Raw genomic sequence first — 15,560 nt, 5'->3', positions numbered from 1 at the left:
CGCGCGGCCAGGATCGCCGAACACCTCCTCGGCCCCCGCCTCTTCTCCGGCTGGGGAGTGCGCACCCTCGCCGAGGGGGAGGGCCGCTACAACCCGCTCGGCTACCACGTCGGCGCGGTCTGGCCCTCCGACAACTCCCTGATCGCCTGGGGACTGCGCCGCTACGGCTTCGCCCACGAAGCGGGCCGCATCGCCGAGGGGATCATCGACGCGTCCCACCACTTCCACGGCAGGCCGCCGGAGGCCTTCGGCGGCTTCCACCGCGGGTTGACCCGGGGCCCCGTCCCGTACCCGACGGCCAACAGTCCGCAGTCCGAAGCGACCGGAGCACCCCTGCTGCTGGTGCGCACGCTGCTCGGCCTCGAGCCGTACGGGGACGATCTGGTGGTCGAGCCGGCGCTGCCCGAGCGGTTCGGGCGCATCGAACTGCTCGACATCCCGGGGCGGTGGGGCCGGGTCGACGCCATCGGCAGCGTGGATCGGCGCGGCGCGGAGACGGACCGGCAGACCAGCCTGGCCACCTCGCCGCGCGAAGCCTGACGAGCGATCACCGTTGCGGGCGGACCAGGCCCGTCTCGTAGGCCAGCACCACCGCCTGGACCCGGTCGCGCAGCCCCAACTTGGTCAGCACGTGCCCGACGTGGGTCTTGATCGTGGTCTCGCTGACCGACAGCGCCGCGGCGATCTCGGCGTTGGACAGCCCGCGGGCCACCTGCACCAGCACCTCCCGCTCCCGTTCGGTGAGCGAGTTGAGCGCCTTCGGCGGGGTGGCCGCCGGGTCGGGCAGCACGTCGGCGAAGCGGTCCAGCAGCCGCCGGAGGATGCGAGGCGCGACCACCGCCTCCCCGGCGGCGACCGTGCGGATCGCGGTCACCAGGTCCTCCGCCGGCACGTCCTTGGCCAGGAAGCCGCTCGCCCCGGCGCGCAGCGCCCCCACCACGTACTCGTCCAGGTCGAACGTGGTGAGGATGAGCACCCGCACCGGCAGCCGGGCGTCGACGATGGCCCGGGTGGCCGCCACCCCGTCCATCCGGGGCATCCGGATGTCCATCAGCACCACGTCCGGCAGCAGCCGCCGGGACAGCTCCACCGCCTCCTGGCCGTCGCCGGCCTCGGCCACGATGTCCAGGTCCTCCTCGGTGCCCAGCACCATCCGGAAGCCGGTACGCAGCAGCGGCTGGTCGTCGGCGAGCAGGATCCGCACCGGCCGTGCCGCCGCCGTACCGTCGCTCATGAGCTCTCCCTGTCCTGCTGGTGGTGCGGTCGGTCGCCCGTGCGGTGGTGGCCCGGTCGCCCGCTCCGGCGCCGTGCCGGCGCGGCCCGGCCGGCGGTGCCCGCCCGGCGCTCCCGGGTCACGCCGCGGCCCCGACCGAGTCCACCGGAATCCGCGCCGACACCCGGAAGCCGCCGCCCGGCCGTGGACCGGTCCGCAGGGTCCCACCGTAGAGGCCGACCCGCTCCCGCATGCCGACCAGGCCGTGCCCGATCCGGTCGGGTCCCGGTCCCGGCCCGCGCCCGGTGTCGGTGACCTCCACCGTCAGGCAGCCGTCGGCGACGGTGAGCCGCACCTGCGCGGTGGCCTCTCCGGCGTGCTTGAGCGCGTTGGTCAACGCCTCCTGCACGATCCGGTAGACCGTCAGTGACACGCCCTCCTCCACCGGCCCGGGCGTGCCCTCGACGTGCAGGGTCACCGGCAGGCCCGCCTCCCGTACCTGCTCGACCAGCGCCTCGATCCCCGCCAGGCCGGGCTGTGGGGTCAGGTCCGCCGCCGGCTCCGCGTCCGTGCGCAGCACGTCCAGCAGGCGGCGCATCTCGCGCAGGGTGACCCGGCTGGTGTCCTCGATGGTGGCGATGGCCTCGTCGGCGGCGTCCGGGTCGCGGCGCAGCACCCGGCGGGCCCCGGTGGCCAGCACCCCCATCACGCTCACGTGGTGGGCGACCACGTCGTGCAGCTCCCGGGCGATCCGGCGCCGCTCGTCCGCGACCGCCTGCTCGGCCAGGGAACGCTGGTTCTCCTCGGCCACCCGGGCCCGCTCCCGCAGCGCCCGCACCGACGTGCGCCGCGCCTGCACCGCCCGCCCCACCGCGTACGACAGCAGGGCGATGAGCAGGTTGTTGAGCAGCAGGTAGCCGGGGCTCACCGCCAGCACCCCCTCCGGCGGGGCGACCAGGTTGGCCACCCCCACCGGCACCCAGAGCAGCACCGCGGCCAGCACCGCCTGCCGCGCCGGCCGGCGCGCGGCCATCGTGTACGTCAGGACCATGAACGCCAGGCCCTGCGTGCCGGGCGCGAGCTTGAGCAGCACCGGCAGCATCAGGGTGGCCACGGCCAGACCCACCGCCGTCCACGGAGCGACCCGGCGCAACGCCACCGGGGCGGCCGCGAGCAGGCTCCACGCCAGCGCGCCCGGCATCCGCCCGGGCCAGAACTCCGGCGGGGTGAGCAGCAGGAAAGCGACCTCCAGCAGCACCAGGGCGGCGGCGAAGAGCGCGTCACCGGCGAGCGGTCGGCGCTGCCACCATCGCGCGGGTCCGTCGGTCATACCGCGACGCTAACCGCCGCCCGGCGCGCCAGGTCGTCGCCGACGGTGAACCCGCCGTCCTCCTCAGGGAGGAGACGGCCTCCGCCCGGGGGTGGTGCGGAGCTGATCGGCGGCCGGTCACTGCCGGTATCGGGGCCGGCCGAACGGGGTGCCGAGCCGCCGATCACCGGTCGGCGCCGACGGGCGGTCGGGCCGGGTGTCGGGCGGCGCAGGGAAGGAAGGTCACTCGTCGGCGCCGGGGGCGGCCGGGCCGGAGCGGGCGTCGCGCAGCGGGTCGGCGGCCGCCGACCGGTCCGGGAACGGCGGCGGGGTGCCCCCGAAGGTCGGGCAGTGCGCCTGGTGGCTGCACCAGTCGCAGAGCCGGCTCGGCCGGGGCCGGAAATCCTGCCGCTCGGTGGCCTGCTCGATGGCCTGCCAGAGCGCCACCACCGTGCGCTCGAAGCGCAGCAGCTCCTCGGCGTCGGGGGAGTAGTCGCAGACCTCCGCGTCCTTGAGGTAGAGCAGGCGAAGCACCCGCGGCACCACCCCCCGGGTGCGCCACAGCACCAGCGCGTAGAACTTCAGCTGGAACAGCGCGCGCGCCTCGAACGCCTCCCGGGGCGCGCCGCCGGTCTTGTAGTCGACCACCCGCAGCGCGCCGTCCGGCGCGACGTCGAGGCGGTCCAGGTAGCCCCGGATGAGCAGCTGCTCGTCGACCACCGCCGAGATCAGGCTCTCCCGCTCGGCCGGCTCCAGCCGGCGCGGGTCCTCCACCGCGAAGTAGCCCTCCAGCAGCCCCGCCGCCGAGCGCAGGAACTCGGCGGTGCCCGCCTCGTCGCCCGGGTCGAACAGGCCGGCCAGCTCGGGCTGCTCGGTGACCAGCCGGTCCCACTGCGGGGCCACCAGACCACCGGCGGCGTCCGGCGTACGCCCGCCGGCCGGCAGGTCGAACAGCCGCTCCAGCACCGCGTGCACCAGGGTGCCCCGGGCCTGCTCCACCGTCGGGCGCTCGGGCAGCCGGTCGATGCTGCGGAACCGGTAGAGCAGCGGGCAGGTCTTGAAATCCGCCGCCCGCGACGGCGACAACGACGCCCGGATGGTGGCCGGCAGCGCCGCCGCCGGAGTGGCCTGCTCGTCGATCACCGGTTCCGCCGTCATGCCCCGAAGGTTAGGGCACCGGTGTGACAGGGCCGTGATCGGCGCACCGGAGCATGATCCGCGCGGCGTAGCATCGGGGCGGTGAAACCCCGCAGCCGAGCGCCACGCCGGTCCGGCCGACGCACCGGCCTGACCGTGGGCCGGGTCTTCGGGGTGCCGCTGCACGTCAACGTGTCGATGCTGCTGCTGACCCTGCTGATCACCGTGACGTACGCCGAGTTCGCCCGCGACCGGCTCGACCTCGGCCCGCTCGGCGGCTACCTGATCGGCCTCGGCTTCGTCGTCTCGCTGCTCGGCTCGGTGCTGCTGCACGAGCTCGGCCACGCGCTGACCGCCCGCCGGTACGGCATCGGTGTGCGCGGGATCACCCTGGAACTGCTCGGCGGCTACACCGAGATGGAGTCCGACGCCCCCACCCCCCGGGTCGACCTGCTGGTCTCCCTGGCCGGTCCGGCGGTCTCCGCCGTGCTCGGCGCGATCGCCGTCGGCGTCACCATGGCCCTGCCCCCGCACACCCTGGCCCACCAGCTCGCGCTGCAGGTGGCGCTGAGCAACGTGATCGTCGCGCTGTTCAACATCCTGCCGGGGCTGCCGCTGGACGGCGGCCGGGCGCTGCGTGCCGCGGTCTGGGCGCTCACCCGGGACCGGCACCGGGCCACCGAGATCGCCGGCTGGGTGGGGCGCGCCGTCGCGGTCGGCACGGCGGTGCTGGTGGTGCTGCTGACCGTCCAGCGGCTGCTGATACCGCTGGCCCTGCCGCTGATGCTGCTGGTCGCCGTCACCCTCTGGCGCGGCGCCGGCCAGTCGATCCGGTACGCCCGGATCAGCCGCCGGGTCCCGCTGATCGACCTGGCCCGGCTGGCCCGGCCGGTCTTCGGCGTGCCCACCGGCACCCCGCTGGCCGAGGCGCAGCGCCGGCACGCCGCGCAGGCGCCGGCCGGGGCGGCGGTCACCGTGGTCGACGGCACCGGCCGGCCGGTCGCCCTGGTGGACCCGGCCGCGGCGGACGCCGTACCCCCGGAACGCCGGCCCTGGGTGGCGGTGGACGCGGTGGCCCGGCCGCTGGACCGGCTGCCCGCGCTGCCGGCCGGGGTGGCCGGCGACCGGGTGATGGAGACGGTGCAGCGCCACCCGGCCGCACAGTACGTGGTGACGGCAGGCGAAGATGTGGTCGGCGTTCTGCACATCGGGGATCTCGCCCAGGTCCTCGAACCCACACGGAAGATGAACAGGTGACCGCAGCACATCCCCCCGCCCTCCCGGCCGAGAACGGCACACCGGCGCCCGTCGCCGTCGGAGACCTGCCCCCGGTGCACCGGGGGCCGTTCCGCCCCGGCGACCGGGTCCAGCTGACCGACCCGAAGGGGCGGATGCACACGGTCGTCCTGGAGCCCGGCAAGGCGTTCCACACCCACCGCGGCATCCTGGAGCACGACGCGCTGATCGGGCAGCCCGACGGCAGCGTGGTGACCACCTCCGGCGGCGGCACCGCGTTCCTCGCGCTGCGCCCGCTGCTGTCGGACTACGTGCTGTCGATGCCGCGCGGCGCGCAGGTGATCTACCCGAAGGACTCGGCGCAGATCGTCGCGATGGGCGACATCTTCCCCGGCGCGAAGGTGCTGGAGGCGGGCGCCGGCTCCGGGGCGCTGACCTGTTCGCTGCTGCGCGCCGTCGGCACCGGCGGCGAACTGCACTCGTACGAGCTGCGCGACGACTTCGCCCAGATCGCCCGGCGCAACGTCGAGTCCTTCTTCGGCGCCCCGCACCCGGCCTGGAAGCTGCACGTCGGCGACGTCGCCGACTGCCCGGAGACCGGTTTCGACCGGATCATCCTGGACATGCTCACCCCGTGGGAGACCCTCGACATGGTCGAGCGGGCGCTGCTGCCCGGCGGCGTGTTCATCGGCTACGTCGCCACCACCCCGCAGCTGTCCGAGCTGGTGGAGGCGCTGCGCGAGCGCGGCGGCTGGACCGAGCCGCGGGCCTGGGAGTCGCTGGTGCGCGACTGGCACGCCGAGGGGCTGGCCGTCCGCCCGGACCACCGGATGATCGCGCACACCGCGTTCCTGGTCTCCGCGCGTAAGCTCGCCCCGGGCGTCACCGCCCCGCCGCGGCGTCGCAAGCCCAGCAAGGGCGCCGAGGCGTACGCCGAGCGCAAGCAGGCGCTGCGCGAGGCGGCCGCGGCCCGACAGGCGGCGGCCGCCCAGGCCGCCGGGGTGGAACCGGCCGCGACGGGCGAGGCGGACGCGTCGTGACGGCGGAGCGGGGCGGCTGGGAGTGAGCGGGCGGATTCCGCCGGCCGGTGCGGGTCGGCGGCGCGACCTGGGGGAGGTGGCATGAGTCGGCCGGGCTTCGGCGGTGGGGATCTGCCGGCGGTGTTCCCGGACTGGTCGCCCTACCAGGACCTCGAATCGGCGGCGCGGGCCTACCTTCGGGACCCGGACATCGCCCTGGAGGCGCTCGGTGGGGTGCTGCGCGGTGCGTCCGTGCTCGGCTTCACCCTGGAACGCTTCGTCAACGAGGTCAACGGGGTGTGGCAGGAGGTCGTCGTCTGCGACGGCAGCCGCCTGGTGCTCTGGCACGGCGAGGACGTGCCGCCGGGGGAGGGGCCGCCCGGGTCGATGACCTCGTCGCTGCGGGTGGTGCCGGTCTCCACCGTCACCGAGGTCGGCTGCCGGCGGCGGCTGACCCGCGCCGACAGCGGCGAGGTCCGGGTCGACAGCATCGACGTGTACCTGCTGCTGACCTCGCTGGACGAGGCGCCGCCCGGCGACGAGATCGCCGGCGCGCCCCGGCACGACGCGCTGCGCTTCGGCAAGACGCTCGACGACGGCGGCGCCGGCCAGATCGCCCGGCTGGAGGAGTTCGCCCGGCTGGTCGCCTCCGTGGTGGGCCGTCCGGTGCTCTGAGGGCCCGACCGACGCACGCGGGGCCGCGGACGACGATGTCGTCCGCGGCCCCGCAACGTCTGTGCCCGCTCGGGCCGGGTCAGTCCTCCTCGGCCTCCGGGCCGGCCACCTCGACGCCGTCGCTGCCGCGCACGACGTGGATGCAGTCGCCCGGGCACTCCTTCGCCGAGTCGATCACCTCCAGGCGCAGGTGCTCCGGCACGTCCACCCGGCTGCCCGGGGCCAGTCGCAGCTCGCCGTCGGGGCCCTTGACGTACGCCAGGCCGTCGACGTCGAACTCGAAGACCTCCGGCGCGTACTGCACGCAGAGCCCGTCGCCCGTGCAGAGATCCTGGTCCACCCAGACCTGAAGCTGGTCCGTCACGACCTCCGCCACGATGCACCCCCCATGTTCTCCCGTCCCACGCCCCGACGGTACCCGAACGCCCGTACCCGCCCCGGAGGCGACCCTTGGCGATCAAGGTTCGGTGACGAGGGTGTTGCGTAGGACCGAATCGCGCTCATAGCGGCTAGTGTTAGGGCAGAACGTTCAAGCCCCCCGGGGAGGTGGGACGTGGCACGCAGCGACGACGCGGACTCGCGCGCCGCACGGTGGGAGAAGGAAGCCCACGATCTCTCCACGCAGGTCGCGTTCCTGCAAGAGGAACTCGCTCTGGTGCGGCGCAAGTTGACCGAAAGCCCCCGACACGTCCGGCAGCTCGAAGAGCGGCTGGCGGCCACCCAGGCACAGTTGGCGCGGCTGACCGAGAACAACGACCGGCTCGTGAGCACCCTCAAGGAGGCTCGCGCGCAGATCGTGACGCTCAAGGAGGAGATCGACCGGCTCGCGCAGCCACCGAGTGGCTACGGTGTCTTCCTCGCGCGGCACGAAGACGGCACGGTGGACATCTTCACCGGCGGACGCAAGCTCCGGGTCGCCGTCTCGCCCTCGCTGGACGCCGCCGAGCTGCGGCGTGGCCAGGAGGTCCTGCTCAACGACGCGCTCAACATCGTCGACGCCTTCGGCTACGAGCGGGTCGGCGAGGTGGTGATGCTCAAGGAGATCCTCACGGGTCCCGACGGCAGCACCGGCGACCGCGCGCTGGTGGTCTCGCACTCCGACGAGGAGCGCATCGTGCACCTCGCGGAGACCCTGATCGGCTCGCCGATCCGGGCCGGCGACTCGCTCATGATCGAACCCCGCTCGGCGTACGCGTACGAGCGGATCCCGAAGAGCGAGGTCGAGGAGCTCGTCCTGGAGGAGGTGCCCGACGTCGACTACGGCGACATCGGTGGCCTCCAGTCGCAGATCGAGCAGATCCGCGACGCGGTGGAGCTGCCCTTCCTGCACGCCGACCTGTTCCGCGAGCACCAGCTCCGGCCGCCGAAGGGCATCCTGCTCTACGGGCCGCCCGGCTGCGGCAAGACGCTGATCGCCAAGGCGGTGGCCAACTCGCTGGCCAAGAAGATCGCCGAGCGCCGGGGTGAGGAGAAGCACACCAGCTTCTTCCTCAACATCAAGGGCCCCGAGCTGCTCAACAAGTACGTCGGCGAGACCGAGCGGCACATCCGGCTGATCTTCCAGCGGGCCCGGGAGAAGGCCGGCGAGGGCACCCCCGTCATCGTCTTCTTCGACGAGATGGACTCCGTCTTCCGCACCCGTGGCTCCGGCGTCTCCTCCGACGTCGAGAACACCATCGTCCCGCAGCTGCTCAGCGAGATCGACGGTGTGGAGGGGCTGGAGAACGTCATCGTGATCGGCGCCTCCAACCGGGAGGACATGATCGACCCGGCCATCCTGCGCCCCGGCCGGCTCGACGTGAAGATCAAGATCGAGCGTCCGGACGCCGAGGCGGCCAAGGACATCTTCTCCAAGTACATCCTCTCCGGGCTGCCCCTGCACCCGGACGACCTCGCCGAGCACGGCGGTGACCCGCAGGCCACCGTGGCAGCGATGATCGACGCGGTCGTGCTCCGGATGTACTCCGAGACCGAGGAGAACCGCTTCCTCGAGGTGACCTACGCCAACGGCGACAAGGAGGTCCTCTACTTCAAGGACTTCAACTCCGGCGCCATGATCCAGAACATCGTCGACCGCGGCAAGAAGATGGCGATCAAGGAGTTCCTCACCTCCGGGCGCAAGGGCCTGCGCCTGCAGCACCTGCTCGACGCCTGCGTCGACGAGTTCCGCGAGAACGAGGACCTGCCCAACACCACCAACCCGGACGACTGGGCCCGGATCTCCGGCAAGAAGGGCGAGCGGATCGTCTACATCCGCACGCTCGTCTCCGGCGGCAAGGGCGCCGAGGCCGGCCGGTCCATCGAGACCGCCAGCAACACCGGCCAGTACCTCTGACCGGACGACGAGGAAGCCCCGCGGCGCCCGCGCCGCGGGGCTTCCTCGCATGTCACGACACGTTCACCTGGGCGATGCGTCCCCACGGAGAGGAATGCCGGACTCGTCGGTAGACTTCGCACACCGCCGTCGACCGTCCGAGGAGCTTCGTGTCGTCCGAGGTCACCGTCGTCGAGCCGCCCACCACGGCGGTCGAGGACGCGCACCCGCCCGCCCCGACCCGGCGCCCCTGGCGACGGGTCCCGGTCGTGCTCGCGGCGCTCGTGGCGGCCTGGGCCGTACCCGCCGCCACGCACGCCCTGCACGGCGACTGGCTGCTGCCGCCGCTCGTACTGCTCGCCACCGCCAGCGTGCTGCGCGGCGGCCGTACCCTGCTCGACCGGCTGGTGCTCGCGCTCGCCCTGCTGCTCGGTGCGGCCACCGCCGGCGGACTGCTCTTCGCCGTCTGGCCCTGGGGCATGCGGCCCGTGCCGCTGACCGGCCTCGCCCTCACCGTGGTCGTCCTCGGCGCCGCCGGGCTGCGCCGACGCCCCCGCCTGCCGCGCCCCGGCCGGGTCGACCTGTTCCCCGTCGCCGGCACCGCCGCGATGCTCACGTACCTCTCCGCGCCCTGGCAGCGCGCCACCGACCTCGCCGACCAGCTGACCATCCTCGCCCGCGGCGAGGACAACTGGCGGCACCTGGCCCTCTTCGACGTCGTCGGCCGCCTCGGCGGCTACGCCTTCGTCGACCCCGCCGCCGCCAAGGACCAGATCCTCTCCCAACTGCTCTACTACCCGCAGGGCTGGCACCTGGTCACCGCCCTGCTCGACGGCTTCCTCACCCCCGTCGGCGCCGCGCCCCGCGGCCCCGCCGCCGTCGACCACTACGCCGGCTGGCTGATGGCCAGCTTCGGACTCCTCGTGCTGGTGCTGCTCTGGGCCGCGCACCGCATCGCCGGACCCGTCCACCCGATGCACCGCATCGTGCTCACCGTCGTCGTCGGCGCCCTGATCCTCGGCACCCAACTGCCCCGCCTGATCGTCTCCGGCTACCCGACCGAGATCCTCGGGCTCGCCCTCACCGTGCTGCTCGCCGCGCTGGTCGGCCGGCCGCTCGCCAACACCCGCGAACAGGTCGTCCTGCTCGCCGCGCTGCTCGTCGCCATCGGCTTCACCTACTACCTGTTCCTCCCGCCCGCCGCCGTGCTGGTGCTCTGCTGGGTGCTCGGCCACCGGCGGGAGGCGCTGCGCCGCTGGCCCACCGTGCTCGCCGTCGGCCTCCTCACCGCCCCCCTCGCCCTGGTCGCCCCGCTGCTCGGCGTGCTGCGCGCCAAGCAGACCGAGGCGCTGGCCGTCAACGGCGGCATCGAGGCCCGCACCGAAGCCTGGCGCGCCCTCATCTGGCTCGGCGGTATCGTCGGGGTGGCCCTGCTCGTCCAGGTCCGCCGCGCCGATCCCACCTGGCGGCGCTGGCTGCTCGTCGCCGCCATCGGCGTCGCCCTGCCGTTGGGCATCGCCCAGTACAACACCACCTCCGGCGTCGAGCCCGGCTACTACTTCATCAAGTCCACCCACCTGGCCACCGCGCTGCTCGTCGTCGGCGCCGCCGCCGTGGTCCGGCTGCTGCCCGTACCCCGGCCCGGCCGGTCGCCGCGCGGCGTCGCGACCACCGTCGCCGGCGTCGTCGTCATGGCCATCGCCGTGACGCTCTGCGGCGTCACCGGCTGGCACCCCAGCCTGCTCATCGCCAACGAGCGGACCTGGACGCAACGGTGGGTGCACCAGGACCTGCACCTGCCGTCCAAAGAGGCGTGGGTCTGCGCCGCCGCCGTGCAGCGCTACCCCGACCTGCCCGACACCACCACCATCGTCCTCGACCGCGGCCCCTACCGGGGCTACGTCGAGACCCTCTGCGTCGACGCCCTGCACGGCACCACCGCGCGCACCGAACCCGGCGTATACAACCTGGACTTCCTCGAACCCGAACGCACCGACCAGATCGTCCGGCGGGTCTCCGGGCCGATCCGCTTCATCACCGCGGACCCCCGCGCCGAACGCCGGATCCAGCGGCTGATCAGGACGGACCCGTCACTGCGGCACCGGGTCAGCTTCGTCTCCCTCACCGTTCCCGAGTGCGACGTGCTCCCCTCCGAGCCGCCCCCCGTGCCCGGCGCCCCGCCCGCGACACCCGCGCCGCCTGTGCCGGCGTGCCCCTCTACGCCCTGAGGCGGACTACGCTCGACGTGACGGGGGACCGGGTCGGGCGAGCGAAGCGGGTAGGTCGATGAGCGTAAGACGGATCATGGGCACCGAGGTCGAGTACGGGATCTCCGTGCCCGGCCAGGCCGGAGCCAACCCGATGGTCACCTCCTCCCAGGTGGTCAACGCCTACGGAGCGCGCCCCGAACTCAACCGGGGCGGCCGGGCCCGGTGGGACTACGAGGAGGAGTCGCCACTGCGCGACGCCCGCGGCTTCACCTACTCCGGAGCCGCGTACGACCCCGCCGAGGCGCTCGCCGACGAGGACCTCGGCCTGGCCAACGTGATACTCACCAACGGCGCGCGGCTCTACGTCGACCACGCCCACCCCGAGTACTCCACCCCCGAGGTGACCAACCCGCTGGACCTGGTGCGCTGGGACAAGGCGGGGGAGCGGGTGATGGCCGAGGCCGCCCGCCGCGCCGCCACCATCCCGGGCACCCACCCGATCCACCTCTACAAGAACAACACCGACAACAAGGGCGCCAGCTACGGCGCGCACGAGAACTACCTCATGCGCCGGCAGACCCCGTTCGCCGACATCGTGGCGTACCTGACGCCGTTCTTCGTCACCCGGCAGATCGTCTGCGGCGCCGGCCGCGTCGGCATCGGTCAGGACGGCGGCCAGAGCGGTTTCCAGATCTCCCAGCGGGCCGACTTCTTCGAGGTCGAGGTCGGCCTGGAGACCACCCTCAAGCGGCCCATCATCAACACCCGGGACGAGCCGCACGCCGACGCGGACAAGTACCGACGGCTGCACGTCATCATCGGCGACGCCAACCTCTCGGAGATCTCCACCTACCTCAAGCTCGGCACCACCGCGCTGATCCTCACCATGATCGAGGAGAAGGCGCTCGGGTCCGACCTGGGCATCGCCGACCCGGTGAGCGAACTGCGCGCGGTCAGCCACGACCCGTCGCTGAAGCACCTCATGCGGATGCGCGACGGCCGCCGGCTGACCGCCCTCGACGTCCAGTGGGCCTACCTGGAGCGGGTCCGGTCCTTTGTCGACGACCGGTACGGCGACGACGTCGACGAGCAGACCACGGACGTGCTGGACCGGTGGGAGAGCGTGCTGGACCGGCTCGGCCGCGACGCGTTCCTCTGCGCCGACGAGCTGGACTGGGTGGCCAAGCTGCGGCTGCTGGAGGGCTACCGGGAGCGGGAGAAGCTCGGCTGGGGCTCGCACAAGCTCCAGCTGGTCGACCTGCAGTACTCCGACGTGCGCCCGGAGAAGGGCCTCTACCACCGGCTGGTGTCCCGCGGGTCGATGAAGACGCTGCTCGACGACGAGCAGACCCGCACCGCGATGGTCCAGCCGCCGGAGGACACCCGCGCCTACTTCCGGGGCCGCTGCCTGGCCCAGTACGCCTCCGAGGTGGTGGCCGCCAGCTGGGACTCGGTGATCTTCGACGTCGGCCGGGAATCGCTGGTCCGGGTACCGATGATGGAGCCGGAACGGGGCACCCGCGCGCACGTCGGCGCGCTGTTCGACCGGTGCGCGAGCGCCAAGGACCTGCTGGAGACGCTCACCGGCGGCTGACCGGCCGCCGACGTACGCCCGTCGGGTGCCGCGAGCCGGCGCGCGGCGGGCTTTTCGTCGCTCAGGCGAGGTAAGTTCATCGCAGACGATCGTGGAGGAGGCAGCCATGGCCACTCGTGACAGCGGCGGGCAGTCGCAGTCGGGCAAGGCCCGTCAGGGCGAGGAGATCGAGGACGTCACCACCGAGGCGAACCCGGAGGTCGCCGAGCGGCACGCCGAGATCACCGAGGACGTCGACGACCTGCTCGACGAGATCGACTCCGTCCTCGAGGAGAACGCAGAAGAGTTCGTGAGGGGCTATGTACAGAAAGGGGGCCAGTGAGGGATATGTCCGATTTGCCCTCGGACAAGGTGTATCCGCAGTGCAAGCGGGCACTTCCCCTCACTGAGTTCCACCGCGACCGCCGACGGGTGGACGGGTTGGCCTTCTACTGCAAGGCCTGCGCGGCCGCCCGGTCGGAGGCGAGCCGTCGCAGGCGCGGCATCGCCCCGCAGAAGAGGTCTCCCGTGCCGGTCGCCGAGGGTCTCAAATGGTGCCCGGACTGCGAGCAGATCAAGCCGGTGGAGGACTTTCCCAGCACCACCAAGGCCAGCGGCCGGCACAGCTACTGCAAACCCTGCCATAATGCGCGGGGCAAGGAGACCCGGCAACGGCTCTACGGCGGCAGTCGCGAGTACCACCTGCGCCGCCGCTACGGCGTGGGGCAGAAGGAGTTTGACGAGCTCCTGGCCGAGCAGGGCGGCGTCTGCGCGATCTGCGGCGGCGAAGATCCGCAACACCTGGACCACGATCATCGCACCGGATGGGTGCGCGGGATACTCTGCTTCAACTGCAACGGTGGTCTTGGCCAGTTCCGTGACAGTCCCACGAGGCTGGCCAGGGCGATCACGTACCTGAGAGGAACCACGTGGCAGCGGGCTTTGATCCATCCGGGCGTCTACCAGATGTGTTCACCAACGCGGGGACGTCCTCCTTCACCTCGTTCCTGAGCAGGGTGGCCCCCGAGATGCTGCCCGGCCGACGGCCGCTGCCGCCGGGCATGGCCGCCGACCTGGCGCCGCACGCGACGACCATCGTGGCCATCTCGGCCACCGGTGGCGTGGTGATGGCCGGCGACCGGCGGGCCACCATGGGCAACCTGATCGCCCAGCGCGACATCGAGAAGGTGCACCCGGCCGACGCGTACTCGCTGGTCGGCATCGCGGGCACGGCCGGCATCGGCATCGAGCTGATGCGACTGTTCCAGGTGGAGCTGGAGCACTACGAGAAGATCGAGGGCGCGATGCTCTCGCTCGACGGCAAGGCCAACCGGCTCGCCTCGATGATCCGCGGCAACCTGGGCGCGGCCATGCAGGGGCTCGCGGTCGTGCCGCTCTTCGCCGGCTTCGACCTGGCCGCGAAGGACCCGGCGACGGCCGGTCGGATCTTCAGCTTCGACGTCACCGGCGGCCCCTACGGGGAGACCGGCTACGACGCGATCGGCTCGGGCTCGCTCTTCGCCAAGTCCGCCCTGAAGAAGCGCTTCCGCCCCGGGATCTCCCTGGACGACGCGGTCCGGCTCGCCGTCGAGGCGCTCTACGACGCCGCGGACGACGACACCGCCACCGGCGGCCCGGACCTGACCCGGCGGATCTACCCGGTGGTGATGACGGCGACGGCCGACGGCACCCACCGGCTCACCGACGCGGAGACGGCGGCGATCGCCGAGGCGGTCGTGGCCGCGCGGATGGAGAACCCGGGCGGCTGAGGCCCGCTCCCACCTCACAGTCAGCAGTCGTCAGCACAGCGCCCGAAGGAGAACCGCCGCCGTGGCCATGCAGTTCTACGCCTCGCCCGAGCAGATCATGCGCGACCGCTCCGAGCTGGCCCGTAAGGGCGTCGCCCGGGGTCGCAGCGCGGTGGTCCTGAGCTATGCGGGTGGGGTGCTCTTCGTCGCGGAGAACCTCTCCAGCGCCCTGCACAAGGTCAGCGAGATCTACGACCGGATCGGCTTCGCCGCGGTCGGCCGTTACAACGAGTTCGAGAACCTGCGCCGGGCCGGGGTGCGGATGGCCGACCTGAACGGTCTGAGCTACGACCGGCGTGACGTCACCGGCCGGGCGCTGGCGAACGCGTTCGCGCAGACGCTGGGCTCGATCTTCACCGAGCAGTCCAAGCCGTTCGAGGTGGAGATCTGCGTGGCGCAGGTGGGTGCCACCGCCGAGGACGACGAGCTGTACCGGATCACCTACGACGGTTCGGTCAACGACGAGCCGGGCCGGATGGCCATGGGCGGTCAGGCCGAGGCAATCACCGGGGTGCTCAAGGCGCAGCACCGGCCGGAGATGACGCTGAGCGAGGCGGTGCGGGTGGCCGTGCAGGCGCTCAGCAGCGTCGGCGGTGAGGGTGGGGCCGCCCGGACGATCGCCGCCAACCAGCTGGAGGTGGCGGTCCTGGACCGGCGCCGGGTGGGGCGTACCTTCCGGCGGGTCACCGGGGCGGCGCTGACCGCGCTGCTCGACGGGGACGCGGCGGGTGACGCCGCGCCGGCCGGCGGCCGGGCGAAGACGCCGACGGTGCCGACGGAGGAGGCGCACAAGCCGACCACCTCGGCCGCCTCGGCGGACCTGGAGGGTCAGCCGGAGGAGACGCCGGAGGCGTAGCGATACCTGGTTCGCGGGGGCCGGGGAGTTCCCCGGCCCCCGCCGCATGTCCGGGTCCGCGCGGACCGGCCGCGGAACCCGCCGTCGCGTCCGACCGCACCCGGCCCCCGCGCGCCCACGCCCGTCTCAGGATCCAGGCACTTTCACGGGGTGGCTATTCCAAGCGCGGAATAGCCACCCTTTCCGTGAAAGTGCAGCGTCACGGGGACG

Annotated in this window: 15 protein-coding genes; 11 read left to right on the top strand and 4 right to left on the bottom strand. The window is 72.9% G+C overall.

Annotated features, from left to right (window positions below; translation table 11 throughout):
• A partial coding sequence (locus ACTMTB_RS29330) for an MGH1-like glycoside hydrolase domain-containing protein (protein WP_441149406.1) occupies positions 1-540 on the top strand: 540 nt, incomplete at its 5' end.
• 7 nt (positions 541-547) lie between these two features.
• Here the strand turns inward: ACTMTB_RS29330 and ACTMTB_RS29325 are convergent.
• From ACTMTB_RS29325 to ACTMTB_RS29315, 3 genes are all read right to left on the bottom strand, one after another.
• On the bottom strand, positions 548-1,234 hold the full coding sequence (locus tag ACTMTB_RS29325; RefSeq protein ID WP_441149404.1) for a response regulator: 687 nt from the start codon (positions 1,232-1,234) through the stop codon (positions 548-550).
• A gap of 118 nt (positions 1,235-1,352) precedes the next feature.
• A complete protein-coding gene (locus ACTMTB_RS29320; protein ID WP_441149403.1) occupies positions 1,353-2,543 on the bottom strand; it encodes a sensor histidine kinase in 1,191 nt (396 codons plus the stop codon).
• Positions 2,544-2,765: 222 nt separating this feature from the next.
• On the bottom strand, positions 2,766-3,680 hold the full coding sequence (locus ACTMTB_RS29315) for a RecB family exonuclease (RefSeq protein WP_357619223.1): 915 nt from the start codon (positions 3,678-3,680) through the stop codon (positions 2,766-2,768).
• 81 nt (positions 3,681-3,761) lie between these two features.
• Here ACTMTB_RS29315 and ACTMTB_RS29310 point away from each other — a divergent pair, with 81 nt between their 5' ends.
• The 3 genes from ACTMTB_RS29310 (at position 3,762) to ACTMTB_RS29300 (ending at position 6,589) form a co-directional block, all read left to right on the top strand.
• Positions 3,762-4,916 (top strand): M50 family metallopeptidase, encoded by a 1,155-nt coding sequence (locus tag ACTMTB_RS29310; protein WP_441149401.1) that lies wholly within the window; start codon positions 3,762-3,764, stop codon positions 4,914-4,916.
• A gap of 65 nt (positions 4,917-4,981) precedes the next feature.
• Positions 4,982-5,935, top strand: coding sequence for a tRNA (adenine-N1)-methyltransferase (locus ACTMTB_RS29305; RefSeq protein WP_247657956.1), 954 nt, complete (start codon positions 4,982-4,984; stop codon positions 5,933-5,935).
• A gap of 81 nt (positions 5,936-6,016) precedes the next feature.
• Positions 6,017-6,589 carry a hypothetical protein gene (locus ACTMTB_RS29300; protein ID WP_210776257.1) on the top strand — a complete coding sequence of 191 codons (573 nt, stop codon included), beginning with the start codon at positions 6,017-6,019 and terminating at the stop codon, positions 6,587-6,589.
• 79 nt (positions 6,590-6,668) lie between these two features.
• Here the strand turns inward: ACTMTB_RS29300 and ACTMTB_RS29295 are convergent, their stop codons facing one another.
• The gene (locus ACTMTB_RS29295) at positions 6,669-6,965 is read right to left on the bottom strand and encodes a ferredoxin (RefSeq protein WP_154937337.1); all 297 of its coding nucleotides are present in this window, start codon (positions 6,963-6,965) and stop codon (positions 6,669-6,671) included.
• Between the two features lie 177 nt (positions 6,966-7,142).
• Here ACTMTB_RS29295 and arc point away from each other — a divergent pair, with 177 nt between their 5' ends.
• From arc to prcA, 7 genes are all read left to right on the top strand, one after another.
• Complete coding sequence (gene arc, locus ACTMTB_RS29290; protein WP_441149400.1) at positions 7,143-8,924, top strand: proteasome ATPase; 1,782 nt, start codon at positions 7,143-7,145, stop codon at positions 8,922-8,924.
• Positions 8,925-9,073: 149 nt separating this feature from the next.
• Positions 9,074-11,131: a hypothetical protein gene (locus tag ACTMTB_RS29285; protein WP_441149399.1), complete on the top strand. Its 2,058-nt coding sequence runs from the start codon at positions 9,074-9,076 to the stop codon at positions 11,129-11,131.
• Positions 11,132-11,189: 58 nt separating this feature from the next.
• Positions 11,190-12,707, top strand: coding sequence for a depupylase/deamidase Dop (gene dop / locus ACTMTB_RS29280; protein ID WP_441149398.1), 1,518 nt, complete (start codon positions 11,190-11,192; stop codon positions 12,705-12,707).
• Between the two features lie 106 nt (positions 12,708-12,813).
• Positions 12,814-13,029, top strand: a complete 216-nt coding sequence (locus ACTMTB_RS29275; RefSeq protein ID WP_074477166.1) for a ubiquitin-like protein Pup — start codon at positions 12,814-12,816, stop codon at positions 13,027-13,029.
• Positions 13,030-13,214: 185 nt separating this feature from the next.
• Entirely contained in the window at positions 13,215-13,697 is a 483-nt protein-coding gene (locus ACTMTB_RS29270) for an endonuclease VII domain-containing protein (RefSeq protein WP_441149408.1), read from the top strand.
• On the top strand, positions 13,616-14,455 hold the full coding sequence (prcB, locus tag ACTMTB_RS29265; RefSeq protein ID WP_441149397.1) for a proteasome subunit beta: 840 nt from the start codon (positions 13,616-13,618) through the stop codon (positions 14,453-14,455). The genes ACTMTB_RS29270 and prcB overlap by 82 nt, the downstream gene beginning before the upstream one ends.
• A 61-nt stretch (positions 14,456-14,516) precedes the next feature.
• Positions 14,517-15,350, top strand: coding sequence for a proteasome subunit alpha (gene prcA, locus ACTMTB_RS29260; protein ID WP_441149395.1), 834 nt, complete (start codon positions 14,517-14,519; stop codon positions 15,348-15,350).
• Positions 15,351-15,560: the final 210 nt, after the last annotated feature.

Source organism: Micromonospora sp. L32 (assembly GCF_052068055.1).
GTDB lineage: Bacteria > Actinomycetota > Actinomycetes > Mycobacteriales > Micromonosporaceae > Micromonospora > Micromonospora purpureochromogenes.
This window is presented reverse-complemented; position numbering and strand designations above follow the sequence as displayed.